This window comes from Wukongibacter baidiensis (assembly GCF_050888315.1).
Taxonomy (GTDB): Bacteria; Bacillota; Clostridia; order Peptostreptococcales; family Caminicellaceae; genus Wukongibacter; species Wukongibacter baidiensis.
The window spans coordinates 2,596,449-2,610,244 of the sequence record NZ_CP138202.1 but is presented as its reverse complement, the minus strand read 5'-3'; the positions used below and the strand labels follow the sequence as shown (position 1 = coordinate 2,610,244).

Sequence of the window (13,796 nt, the reverse complement as noted above, 5' to 3'; positions counted from 1 at the left end):
GATAAAACTAAGGATGTAGATAGTTGCAATGAATGGGAAAGGTGATGTTGGAAGTGTTTGATTTACTTATAAAAAATGCCAATATATATACAATTGATGAAAAGCTTAATCAGGCAAGATGGTTAGGTATAAAGGATGGAAAGATAGCCGGGTTAGGAGACGATGATAATATTTCAGAGGATGCAAAAGAAACTATTGATTTAAATAATAAAACTGTGTTACCAGGATTCATAAATTCTCATATGCACTCTTTAGCAACAGGTATTAGTGAGAGTAGTTTCGACTTATTTAATGCTGACTCAATAAATGAAGTCCTTGAGATAGTTAAAGAAGGGTGTAAAAATTCTCCGAACTCATCATTGTTATATTTTGAAGGCTTAAATGTAAATAGATTGAGGGAGCAAAGAGAACCAAGCGTTGAGGAGTTGGATTCCGTTTCGAATAATGTACCTATATTTTTAAGGTACTTTACTGGACATGGGATTATCTTAAATAGTGAGGCTATGAAAAGAGCTGATATTAAGCCAAAAGATATGAATACTGAGGAAGCATTTAGTAAAGTTCAAGGAATTATGAGTGACAATGATATTAAGAAATATATGGAAAAATGTGGTGATGTTTGTGCATCCACGGGGACGACCACTATTAATTCAATAATAGGTGGAGAACTACCTGGAGATATAGATTGTAAATACTGGATAAGTGAAGAATTAGACAAAAGAACATTACCGGTACATGTTGTCAATTTTTATCAATCCAAAAATCCTGATGATATTAAAGAATTAGGATTGAATAGAATAGGTGGATGTATCTGCTTAGATGGAACTCCAGCTGAGTGGACAGCTGCTTTCTCTGAGGACTATATTGATAAACCGGGAAATAGAGGAGGACTATATCTTAGCGATACTGAAATATATGAAATAGTTTCCCGTGCCCATAGCTTAGACATGCAATGTACTTTCCATGCAGTGGGAGATAGAGCCATAGATCAGTTATTAGGTATTTATAATAGAGTGATAAATGAGCAGGGGAAAAAGGGATTAAGACATAGAATCGAGCATTGCGATTTACCTTCTAAGAAGCACTTAGAAATGGCGGCTAAGCTCGGAATAGTAATTAGTGTACAGCCCAATATACTAAATATGTTTGGAGAGTTTATTGTTGGCTCCCTTGGAAAAGAAAGATTAGATAGAATGGGTGTATATCCAGAAATAATCGAGTATGGCATTGTCTTAGCCGGAGGAACTGATACTCCAATTACTCCCTTAAGGCCTCTTTTATCAATTCATGCTGCTGTAAACAATAAAGCTCCTCATAAGAGGGTTTCGGTGACGGATGCTATTAAGATGTTTACAATTAATGGAGCCTATGCAATTCACAAGGAAAAGGAAACTGGAAGTATAGAAATTGGAAAAACTGCTGATTTAATTGTACTTGATCAAAACCCGTATAAGATACCAGAAAAGATTGAAGAGATAAATGTTGAGATGACAATTGCTGATGGGGAAATCGTATATAAAAGACAATAGGTGAGATAAATTTTTAAAGATAGGTTTAAAGAAAACCTCTGGTGAAAAATTCATTAGAGGTTTTTGTCTTAAGCTTTCTCGAAAAGCAGCTCATCGATATATGATCTAAGAAATTGCATTAATTTTGTTAAAAGGCTATACTAAGAATAAACTAAGAAAAGCAAGTTTCATAAGGTGGAAGGTGCGGGCTATGAAAAAAACAGTTGCAATTATAAGCTATAACATGGAGACCGTTAGAATATATTATGAACAAATAAAGAGCTTATTCTCTGAGAGCATTAATATTATTAAATACTGTATTGGTGACGAGGAATTAAAGAAAGGCATTTATGCTGACATAGTTTTACTTCCCTCCTATGATGCATTAATGAAGGTTGAAGGATGTATAGATAACCGAAGTCAAATACTATTCGCAAATAGGACGGTATCGAAATCTGGACTTGATAAAATACTGGATATATCAAAAGGTACTGAAGTAATGCTATTGGATGAGAGTATAGAGATGGCAAAGAAAATGATTTCTACTCTTTATCAAATAGGGGTTAAGCATATGGATGTAGTTCCTTTTAATCCTGATGAAAGTGAAAATATTAGAGATAAAGCTATAATCATGCTAGGTCAATCTAAGTATACACCAGATCCATCTAACAGGATTATCAACGTTGGGAGTAGTATACTTGATATAAGTACAATAATGGATATTGCAATCAAATTGAGACTAGAGGATGTTCTAAATAGGCAAAATATTAAAAAGACCTATAAAGAAATTGTTACTGCTAATTTTGGTTTATCTGGAATACTAGGAAAGACAAATAAATTTGAAAGTCAAGTAGATATATTGCTTCAGGTAATTGATGATGGCGTTATAGCTATTAACTCCGATGGTCTCATATTTTCATATAATGAAAGTGCAAAAAGGATATTAGGATTTAGAAGTGAAGAGGTTATAAATCGAGACGGAATAAAACTATTTTCTGAAATCCCCTTTGAGTACGCTTTAAGAAAAAGAAAATCAATTAAAGAAAGACTTATTAAGATTAATGCCTATGATGTGGTTGTCTCAGTAGATCCAATAACTCATTCTGGCAAATTATATGGTGCTGTTGCAATCATAAGAAAATTTAATGAAGCAGAAAGAAAACAGCATAAACTTAGAGCCCAATTAATAGGTAAGGGACATAGGGCGAAATACAGCTTTGACGATATAATAGGAGATAGTGAAGCAATAAAAAAATGTAAGGATATCGCTAAGAGGATGTCAAAATCAAATTCCTCAATTCTAATTACAGGCGAAAGTGGAACTGGAAAAGAACTCTTTGCTCAGGCTATTCATAATGGTTCTAGAAGGAAGAACTATCAATTTGTAGCTGTAAACTGTGGAGCACTGCCAGAAAGCCTTTTAGAGAGTGAATTGTTTGGCTATGAAGAAGGAGCCTTTACGGGTGCACGAAAGGGCGGAAAACCAGGGCTGTTTGAGTTGGCTCACCAAGGAACACTATTTCTTGATGAAATTGGGGAAATGCCTATAAACCTCCAAATGAGGCTATTAAGAGTTTTACAGGAAAGAGAAGTTATGAGAATCGGTGGAGATAGATTAATCCATGTTGATATTAGATTAATTGCCGCTACAAATAGAAATCTAAAGGAAATGGTGAAAGAAGGAAAGTTTAGAGAGGATTTGTATTATCGATTGAACGTATTACCTTTAAAAACACCACCGCTCAGGGCTAGGGTACAAGATATACTGCCCCTTATAGATCAAATAAAGAAAGAATTTAATAGTAATTTCCAACTTTCGGAGAATGCAAAGCAAGTTTTATTAGATCACAATTGGAGAGGGAATGTTAGAGAACTTAGTAATTATGTTGAGTATCTAGTAAACCTTCATATAAAAGAAGTGGATGTTGATGATTTGCCTATTGACTTAGAGGTGAGTCTAGATGAGCAAATTCTTGATAATGAAGAAAAAAGACTCATAGAGAGGTTTTTAGAAAGTATAGGAAAGCATGAAAGAAAATACATTTTTGTTTTAGAAGAACTGGAAAAAAGCTTTTTAGACAATGAAAGAATAGGAAGAAGAAGCATTTATCAAAGGGCAAGGGAAAATGGAATCTTTATAAGTGAGCAGGAAGCGAGAAAGATATTAATTAATCTTGAAAAGTTTTTGATGGTAGAGATATTTAAAGGGAGAAGCGGGACTGTTATAACAGAATATGGTAGACGTGTACTTAAATATTTAAAAATGGGTTAAAAGGTATTTGAATTAATACCTTTTAACCCATTTTTTTATGGTGGCAAAGTTAGTTGTAACAAGTGTAGTGTTAGATATAGCTAAGAAAATATAACCTATAGTTATATGTGAAAAAAAATACAATATTTGGAATGGTTCTTGCTTTTAAGATATTGTTATGAAATGAAAACGTATTCCTAAGATAAGTTAGATTTGAAAATATAGATTTTAATTCGATTTAATATTAATAGTATACAAAGGAGGTTTTGCTAAATAAAAATATTAACGATATTAAATCGAACTTGAAATATATTTCAGAAACTAGGAGGAATAACAATGAATAACTCTTCAGCAAATGGCGAGAAAAAAAGAGATCAATTTAATTCCAGACTTGGTTTTATTCTAGCTGCAGCAGGATCAGCTGTTGGACTTGGTAATCTATGGAGGTTTCCATATGTAACTGGTACTAACGGTGGAGGAGCATTTGTACTTTTATATCTAATATGTATTATTATTATCGGTGCCAGTTTAGTTATAGCTGAGTTTGCCATTGGAAGAAATGGTAAGTCAAATGCTATTGAAAGCTACGGAAAAATCAGCAAGAAGTTTAAGGGAGTTGGGTATCTTGCCATGGCTGCAGCCCTTGTTCTTTTCTCTTTCTATGCAATAATTGGAGGCTGGACAATTTATTATGTTTTTCAAGCTATGTCAGGTAAATTAATAGGTTTAGCACCAGATAAATTAGGGGCTATATTTGAATCTTTTATTAGCAGTCCATCACAGCTCATGATATATCAGATCATCTTTCTTTTAGCTACAGCATTTATTGTGGCAAAGGGTATATCGGGGGGGATAGAAAAATATTGTAATGTTTTAATGCCGGGATTATTTATAATGCTTATTGTATTAGCAATTCGTTCTATGACTTTACCCGGTGCGATGGAAGGGATAATCTGGTATTTAAAACCTGATTTATCAAAAATAACTGGATCGACGATTGTTAGTGCACTAGGGCAGGCCTTTTTCTCTTTAAGTCTTGGTTCTGGATGCATGATTACATACGCAAGTTATTTAAGTAAAAAGGAGAATTTACCTAATACAGCCATTGCAGTTACATTGGCTGATACGGGAGTTGCGCTATTGGCTGGGCTTGTAATATTACCTGCCGTATTTGCATTCAATCTTGAAGCCGGTGCTGGTCCGGGATTAGTTTTTGTAACTTTGCCACAGGTATTTAGTAAAATGCCACTCGGAACATTGTTTGCAGTTGTTTTCTTTGTCTTGCTAGTCGTTGCTGCCCTTACTTCTTCCATAGGTATGCTTGAGGTTGCAGCGTCCTTCGTTGTAGAAAAGACAAAAATAAATAGAGGAAAGGCTACTTGGTTAACTACTTTGCTTGTATTTGCTTTAGGAATTCCTCCACTAATGAGCTTTGGAGCTTGGGGCAATGTGAAAATAGGAGGACGAAATATATTTGATATGTATGATTATTTTGTTTCAAACATATCATTTCCACTTGTAGGATTATTTGGAGCAATATTAGTTGGATACATATGGAATAAGAAAGATGTTATCGATGAAGTTACCAGCAACGGTCAAAATGATTTTAAACTAGTAAATCTATGGTACTCTCTAATAAAATATGTTATACCCGTTGTGTTATTTATCATTTTCTTACAAGCAATCGGAATTTTAAAAATCTAATATAGATTAACGTATTAGGAGCTGAGCTCATGGGGTATTTTTATGAGACGGCTTCTTGTTTTTTAGTGAATGTTTAAAGGGTTAAATGGTAGTACAATTAATACCGTTTAACCCTTTTTCTGTTTCTAAATATGAATTTATTCTAATATTTATGAAAAATATAAGGTTTTTTTGACACATTTTTTTGGCATGCTATTTGCTTATTATATTATTCGAGAATAAAAGTGATATGTGTTATTAATATACAGCAAGGAGGAAAAGAAATGAAAAAATTGTTAACAGGTAATGAAGCAGTTGCCGTTGGTGCATATGAAGCTGGTGTTACATTTGCATCAGCCTATCCAGGTACTCCGAGTACTGAGATACTAGAAAATATTGCTCCCTATAAGAAAGATATTATGGCAGAGTGGGCTCCAAATGAAAAGGTGGCTTTAGAGGTAGCAATAGGAGCATCAGTAGCTGGGGCAAGAGCATTAGCTACAATGAAGCACGTAGGTGTTAACGTTGCAGCCGACCCTCTATTTACCTATGCTTATACAGGTGTTAACGGTGGAATGGTACTTGTAACTGCCGATGAGCCGGGAATGCATTCGTCACAAAATGAGCAGGACAATAGATATTACGCGAAATTTGCGAAAATAGCTATGGTTGAACCAAGCAACAGTCAAGAAGCTAAGGATATGGTAAAAACAGCATTTGAGATAAGTGAAAGGTTTGACACTGTAGTACTTTTTAGAATGACAACAAGGGTCTGTCACAGTAAGACCTTAGTAGAGCTTGGTCAAAGAGAAGAAGTTCCAAAGAAGCCATACGTAAAGGATAGACAAAAATACGATGTAGTACCTTCTGTTGGTAGAAGGCTACGTGCTGAACTAGAAGATAGACTAGCTAGATTAGAAGAGTTTTCAAATGAAACAGAGCTTAACTATTTTGAATGGAACAGTGATAAAAAGATTGGAATCATCTCATCGGGAGTAGCTTATCAATATGCAAAGGATGTATTTGGAGATAAGGCATCCTACTTAAAGCTAGGATTTACCTATCCACTTCCGATGAAGAAGATAAAAGAATTTACAGAGCAGGTTGAAACTGTTTATGTAATAGAAGAGACAGAGCCATATATTGAAGAGCAAATGAAGGCGGCAGGTATCGATTGTATCGGTAAGGAAAGAATTCCTAATATGGGAGAGCTTATGCCAGAAGTTCTTTCTAAGTCACTATTAGATGAGGAAAGAGAAGTAATTGATTATGATAAATCTGTAGTTGTAGAGAGACCTCCAACTCTTTGTGCCGGATGTCCTCATAGAGGGTTCTTCTATGAACTAGGAAAGAGAAAGAGTGTTATGATTTCAGGAGATATAGGTTGTTATGGATTAGGTGGCGTAGATCCCCTTAATGCAAAGGATACTAGTATCTGTATGGGAGCTAGTATCAGTATGGCCCATGGTGCACAAAAAGTATTTAACAGGGTTGGAGAAGATATGAGAGTAGTTGCAACTATAGGTGACTCTACATTCTTCCACACTGGAATAAACAGTTTATTAGATGTTGTATACAACAAGAGTAATACTATAACCTGTATACTAGACAATAGAATTACAGGAATGACAGGACATCAAGAGAATCCAGGAACTGGTTTTACGCTTCAAGGTATGCCAACAAAAATTGTTGATATTCCAGAGTTAGTTAAGGCCTTAGGTGTGGACCATATTAAGATAGTTAATCCATTAAAGCTTGATGAGATGAAGGCTGCCTTTGATTGGGCATTTGAGCTTGACGAACCATCGGTAATTATCACAAGATGGCCATGTGTGTTAAAGAAACATTCTGAACAAGACTGGGAAGAGTTTGGAGACTATTTCTCACTATGTGATGTAGAAGAAGATAAGTGTATAGGTTGTAAAATATGTATTAAGACAGGCTGCCCTGCACTTCAATTCAATAAGGAAACTAAGAAGGTAAAAATCGATAAAGTTCAATGTGTGGGATGCGAAGTTTGCTTACAAGTGTGTCCGGTAAATGCAATCAGTAAGGTGGGTGAATAAAATGGCGGAGGTTAAAAATATTTTATTAGTTGGTGTAGGTGGACAAGGAACAATACTAGCAAGTAAGATTTTATCCAATGGTCTAGCAAAGGCTGGATATGATGTAAAGATGTCAGAGATACATGGAATGGCACAAAGAGGAGGAAGTGTAACGACACAGGTTAGATATGGTGAAGAGGTATTTGCACCGGTGATAGGAAGAGGGCAAGCAGATATTTTAGTGTGTTTTGAAGCTATGGAAGCTTTGAGATGGTTAGATCATTTGAAACCAGATGGAAAAGTTGTAGTAAACGATTATAAAATACCTTCTGTTCCTATTCTTACAGGAAAGAGAGATTATCCAGAGGGAGTAATTGAAACAATTAAATCAAAGGCCGATACGACAATAATAGATGCCGCAGGTATTGCAGAAGGCTTAGGTAATGCAAAAACAATGAATATTGTTTTATTAGGAGCATTGATTGAGGCCATGGGTCTACATGAAATCGATTGGGAAGATGTAATAAAAGATAACGTTAAAGAGAAATTTATTGAGATTAATATTAAAGCATTAAGTGAAGGAAAGAGAGCCATAGGATAGGTATTTTCATGGGGTGATCTTATAAGGTCATCCCCAGGATATCTCGGAATGAATAATTGAGGATTGAGAGTTTTGAAATTTCACTGGTTTGGATAGTGCTAAGGTGCGTGCCAAATCAGTGAAATTTCAAATAGCGCAGAAATTTGCCACTCTGAGACATCCTAGACTATTAAGGACAAGGAGAATCTGTATGGTTATTAAAAATTTTCAAGAGTTGATTGAGAAGGTTCAAGGGTTTGAAAATAGAAAAAGGGTTGCTGTAGTAGCCGCTGCCGATGAACACACTTTAGAAGCTGTATTTAAGGCAGAAGAAAATAATATTGTTACGCCAGTGTTAATAGGTGATGTTTCCAAAATTAAAGAGATATTAGATAAATTAGATAAAGAATTAGATGAAAAGTTTATTATGGATGCCAAAGATGACAGTGACGCTGCATACAAAGCTGTAGAACTAATTCATAAAGGCGAAGCCGATTTCATAATGAAGGGTAAAATTCAAACTGCTGATCTTTTAAAAGCTGTAGTTGACAAGGAAAAGGGACTTAGAACAGGTAAGGTAATGACTCACTTTGTTATTAATGAGGTACCTACTTATCATAAGCTGTTGGTTGCCATGGACGGTGGAATGATGATGTTTCCAAACCTTGAGGAAAAGAAGCAAATAATTGAAGGGGCAGTAAATACTTTAATAGCCCTTGGTTATGAGAAGCCAAAGGTTGCAGTGTTGTCAGCTGTTGAGAAGGTTAATCCAAAGATGCCTGATACAGTTGACGCAGCTAAGTTAAAAGAAATGAATCAAAAAGGAGAAATAGAAAACTGTATCGTTGAAGGCCCTATATCCTATGACTTAACTATGAGTAAAGAATCTGCAAGAATAAAAGGCTTTGAAAGCCCTGTGGTAGGAGACGCCGACATAATATTGACATCTGATATTGTTGTTGGAAATGTTTTAGGAAAATGCTTAGTTCACTCAGCGAAGGCCAAAATGGCAGGATTTATAGTTGGTGCTAAAGTACCTGTAGTATTAACTTCTAGGGCTTCAAGTGCCGAAGAAAAATATTTATCCTTGACTCTATCAGCAGCAGTAGCTTAATTTAATATACGAAGTGTTAGGCCTATTGAAAATATAAAACTTTATAGATATAGAAAAAAGTAGGAGGATATAAGAATGAATAAGATTTTAGCCATAAACCCAGGCTCTACATCTACAAAAATTGCCCTTTATGAAGATCAAAATGAGATTTGCAAAAAGAATATAGAGCACTCAAATGAGGAAATAGCTAAGTATAAAAATGTTGCAGAACAATATGAAATGAGACATCAAGAAATTATGGGATTCTTGAAGGAAATAGACTTCGATGTTAAGGAACTTTCTGCTGTAGTAGGTAGAGGTGGCCTATTACCTCCAGTAAGATCCGGTGCATATAGAGTTAATAAAGCTATGATAGATAGACTTAAAAATAGACCGGTTGTAGAACATGCATCAAATTTAGGAGGGATTATTGCATATGAGATAGCTGAGTCATTAGGGATTCCCTCATATATATATGATTCCGTTGCTGTTGATGAGCTGGGGGATATAGCTAGAATATCAGGTATGGCTGATATTGAGAGAAAAAGCTTTTCACATGCACTAAATATGAGGGCGGTAGCTATAAAGACAGCTAAGGAATTAGGAAAAGAATATAAGGATATAAATCTAATAGTGACACACTTAGGGGGAGGTATATCCGTAAGTGTTCATAAAAAAGGAAAAATGATAGATATAGTTTCCGATGATGAGGGTCCTTTTTCACCTGAAAGATCTGGTAGAGTACCATGCAAGGATCTGATAAATATGTGTTATGAAAATGACAAAGCTGCAATGAAAAAGAAGCTAAGAGGTAAGGGTGGACTTATATCATACTTAAATACCAATAGCGCTTTAGAGGTCGAAGAAAAAATAAAAAATGGAGACGAAAATGCTAAGCTTATTTATGAAGCCATGGCATACCAAATAGCTAAGGGGATAGGAGAGCTTGCTACAGTTGTATATGGTGATATAGATAGAATAATAATTACAGGTGGTATTGCATACTCAAAGATGATGACAGAATGGATTAAGAAAAGAGTAGAATTCATAGCTCCGGTAGAAATAGTTCCCGGTGAAAATGAATTAGAGTCTCTTGCATTAGGGACATTAAGGGTACTTAAAGGAGAAGAAGAGGCACGAGAATACGATTTGGATTAGAGAAAATTGTTCAAGATAATATGAAGGAGGCTATGATATGCCAAAAAACCTATTTAGGAATGAATTATCGTCTATAATACCATATGTTCCGGGAAAACCTATAGAAGAGGTAAAAAAAGAGTTTGGAATTGATGAGATTGAAAAGCTCGCATCTAATGAAAACCCATTAGGGCCTTCGCCTAAGGCCGTAGAGGCAATAAAAAAAGAAGCCGAAAATATTCATATTTATCCCGATGCATCGGCAATGTCGCTAAGAAAAGAAATTGCCAAGGAGTATAACCTAAGCTACGAAAATGTCATTGTAGGTAATGGAGGAGAGCAAATACTAACGATGATTGCTCAAACCTTTATTAATGCTGGAGACGAAGCAATAATGGCAGCAACAACATTTGGACTATATGGTTCAAGCGTTTCCCATATGGGAGGAGTGCCTATAAAGCTACCACTTAAAGGATATAAGCATGACTTTGAAGGGTTTATTGATAAGTTGACTGATAGAACGAAGCTAATATATGTTTGTAATCCAAATAATCCTACTGGCAATATAATGACAAAGGACGAAACAAATTATTTAGTTAAAAGAGTTCCAGAGGATGTTGTTATAGTCTTTGATGAGGCCTATTACGATTATGCTAAGATAAATCCAGAGTATCCTGAGACATTGAATATATTAAAATCTAGACCAAATACTATTATTTTAAGAACATTTTCCAAGGTTGCTGGTATTGCAGGAGTTAGAGTAGGTTTTGCACTAACCTCAAAGGAAATTGCAAGAGAAATGGGTAAAGTTAAGGGTGTTTTCAATGTTAATAAGCTGGCTCAAGCAGCTGCAATTGGAGCTTTAAATGACAAAGAACATATAGAGAAAACTGTGGAGCTTAACTATGAGTCAATGGCTATGATGGAAGAATATTTTCATCAAAGCAAGTTAGAATATATTAAGTCTAACTCCAATTTTATATTTGTAAATGTAAACATGGACTCTAGAATAGTATTTCAAAAGCTTATGGAAAAAGGAATAATAGTAAGGCCAGGATACCTATGGAAGTGGGATACTTGGATAAGGGTTAGTACAGGAACTATTAAGCAAAATGAAAAGTTTTTAGCAAGACTTCATAGTCTAATAAAGAAAGACTAAATATCTTATAGTACCTGTCCAAATATAAGGTAGTAAAAAGCACGAAAGATTAGAAATATGTTAAAAATCATGTTAATATAATAAGAAAACTATTGAGGGGATGGGATCATGAAATTTAAAGTTTATCCAGAACTATTTGAGAAAATGCCTGATGCGTGTTTTGGAGTTGTAGTTGGATACGGTATTGATAACAAGATTAAAAATTCTGAGATTGAAGAAATGCTGGGAGATGAGATGAAATCTCTAAGAGAAAGGTTAGAAGGACAGAATCTAAAGGAGTATGAGTATATAGTTCCCTATAGAGATGCATTTAGAGGCCTAGGCATAAATCCAAATAAATTCATGAGTTCTATAGAAGCTATGGCTAAAAGGATTGTGAAAGGTAGTAATCTGCCTGCCATAAATCCAGTAGTAGACTTAGTAAATGCATTGTCGTTAAAATATGTACTTCCAATGGGAGCACATGATATTGATGCTTTAGAGGATGAGATAGCTGTAAGATTTTCAGTGGAAGGTGATACATTTATACCTCTTGGAAGTGATGAGATGGAAAATGTTGAAGCCGGAGAACTGGTATATGCCGACAGCAAGAGAATTAGAACTCGTAGATGGATTTGGAGACAAAGTAATAGAGGAAGAATCACTGATGATAGTAAAAATATATTTTTTCCTATAGATGGATTTTCTTCTAAAAACAAAGAAAATGTTTTAGCCGCTATGGAGCTTCTAGCTAATACACTTGAACAGCAGTTCAATTGTACCACAAAGAAATTATTTGTAGATAAGGATAACAACGAAGTAGAAATATAAGTTAAAGATAATCAACTAAATTTTAAATCTTAGTGTTGTTTATCTATAGAAAGGCGATGTATAGTGAGTAAACTAGACAATAAAAAAGTTGAAAAATTAATGAAATATAGATGGGTAGTATGGGGTGTACTTGCTCTAGCATATGTAATAGTATTTTTCCACAGACTTGCTGCAGGAGTTGTAAAGGATGACCTGATAAGAGAGTTTAACATATCGGGAACAACCTTTGCAAATCTAGGGTCTACCTACTTTTATGCATATATGATTATGCAAATTCCATCGGGAATGCTTGCTGATTCACTAGGTGCTAGAAAAACAGTAACCATAGGAACCTTAGTTGCTGGTATTGGATCAATAATTTTTGGATTTGCGCCGACAATTACGATGGCCTTTGTTGGAAGGCTATTAGTTGGACTAGGAGTATCGGTGGTTTTTATTTCACTATTGAAGGTTCAATCCCAATGGTTTAAAGAAAGTGAATTCGGAACTATGTCAGGGATAACATCCTTTGTTGGAAATATGGGAGGTATAATGGCTCAAACACCATTAGCCATAATGGTTGCAGCAATTACATGGAGAAATTCCTTTGTTGTGATGGGAGCCTTTTCAATAATAGTAGCTGTATTATGCTACACTATTATAAGAAATACTCCAGTAGAGATGGGTCTACCTTCAATTGAAGAAATAGAAGGTAAAGAGATTCAAAGTGAGGCTACTCAAAAGCCTAATTTACTTGAGGGGCTTAAAAAGGTTATGCTTAACCCTAGAACATGGCCAGGATTTATACTATTTGCTGGATTCTTCGGAGCCTTTGTATCTATGACTGGAACATGGGGACGTTCATATATGGTAGATGTTTACGAAATCTCTAAGGTTTCTGCCTCAAACTATATGATGGCTGCAGTTTTAGGAATGGCAATCGGTAGTATTGTTATAGGTAAAGTTTCTGACAAAATAAAAAAGAGAAAGCTACCTATGGTGGTCTTCGCAACTATATACGTAATCTGCTGGGGAATCATTGTGTTTGTAGGTGGAGGTAAGCCACCAATAGGTATATTGATGCCACTGCTTTTTGTTTTAGGTTTTACTTGCTCAGCATTTGTACTGGGATGGGCTTGTTCGAAGGAAATAAACCCACCTCAAATAGCTGGAATTTCAACATCTGTTGTAAATATTGGTGGATTCTTTGGAGCTGCTATTCTACCTCCATTGTTAGGGGGAGTTTTTGATAGATTAGGGAACTCACTACCACCGATCGAAATCTATCAAAAAGCATTTATGTATTGCTTTATATCAGCCGTAATAGGATTTATATTCGCATTCTTTATTAAAGAAACCAATTGTAAAAACATATATAGAGACAAAGTATAGATAAAAACCTAGGGTCATCGGAGTGATCGCTGAAAACGTAAATCTTCATGTGGGAAAAGAAAATGTGACTTAGGGACTGACTCATCTGATATATGCTTTTATAGGTATGTTTGGGGGGCTGTCCCTAGGTCATATTTTCGAAACTTATACTAGGAATTC

At 35.1% G+C, this 13,796-nt stretch carries 10 protein-coding genes; all 10 read left to right on the top strand.

Translation table 11 applies throughout. The features are described from left to right. Positions 1-53: 53 nt before the first annotated feature. On the top strand, positions 54-1,529 hold the full coding sequence (locus R9X47_RS11805; protein WP_432667033.1) for an amidohydrolase: 1,476 nt from the start codon (positions 54-56) through the stop codon (positions 1,527-1,529). A gap of 190 nt (positions 1,530-1,719) precedes the next feature. After that, a complete protein-coding gene (locus R9X47_RS11800) occupies positions 1,720-3,780 on the top strand; it encodes a sigma-54 interaction domain-containing protein (protein WP_432667032.1) in 2,061 nt (686 codons plus the stop codon). 315 nt (positions 3,781-4,095) lie between these two features. Next, the gene (locus R9X47_RS11795; RefSeq protein WP_432667031.1) at positions 4,096-5,463 is read left to right on the top strand and encodes a sodium-dependent transporter; all 1,368 of its coding nucleotides are present in this window, start codon (positions 4,096-4,098) and stop codon (positions 5,461-5,463) included. A gap of 263 nt (positions 5,464-5,726) precedes the next feature. Further along, positions 5,727-7,508 (top strand): indolepyruvate ferredoxin oxidoreductase subunit alpha, encoded by a 1,782-nt coding sequence (gene iorA, locus R9X47_RS11790; RefSeq protein ID WP_432667030.1) that lies wholly within the window; start codon positions 5,727-5,729, stop codon positions 7,506-7,508. 1 nt (position 7,509) lies between these two features. Then, entirely contained in the window at positions 7,510-8,088 is a 579-nt protein-coding gene (locus R9X47_RS11785) for an indolepyruvate oxidoreductase subunit beta (protein ID WP_432667029.1), read from the top strand. A gap of 190 nt (positions 8,089-8,278) precedes the next feature. Next, a complete protein-coding gene (locus tag R9X47_RS11780; protein ID WP_432667028.1) occupies positions 8,279-9,181 on the top strand; it encodes a bifunctional enoyl-CoA hydratase/phosphate acetyltransferase in 903 nt (300 codons plus the stop codon). A 75-nt stretch (positions 9,182-9,256) separates the two neighbouring features. Continuing rightward, entirely contained in the window at positions 9,257-10,318 is a 1,062-nt protein-coding gene (gene buk / locus R9X47_RS11775) for a butyrate kinase (protein ID WP_432667026.1), read from the top strand. 37 nt (positions 10,319-10,355) lie between these two features. Beyond that, positions 10,356-11,456 (top strand): histidinol-phosphate transaminase, encoded by a 1,101-nt coding sequence (hisC, locus tag R9X47_RS11770; RefSeq protein WP_432667025.1) that lies wholly within the window; start codon positions 10,356-10,358, stop codon positions 11,454-11,456. A gap of 108 nt (positions 11,457-11,564) precedes the next feature. Beyond that, complete coding sequence (locus R9X47_RS11765; protein ID WP_432667024.1) at positions 11,565-12,266, top strand: B3/B4 domain-containing protein; 702 nt, start codon at positions 11,565-11,567, stop codon at positions 12,264-12,266. Between the two features lie 63 nt (positions 12,267-12,329). Next, the gene (locus R9X47_RS11760; protein WP_432667023.1) at positions 12,330-13,637 is read left to right on the top strand and encodes an MFS transporter; all 1,308 of its coding nucleotides are present in this window, start codon (positions 12,330-12,332) and stop codon (positions 13,635-13,637) included. The last annotated feature ends 159 nt before the right edge of the window (positions 13,638-13,796 follow it).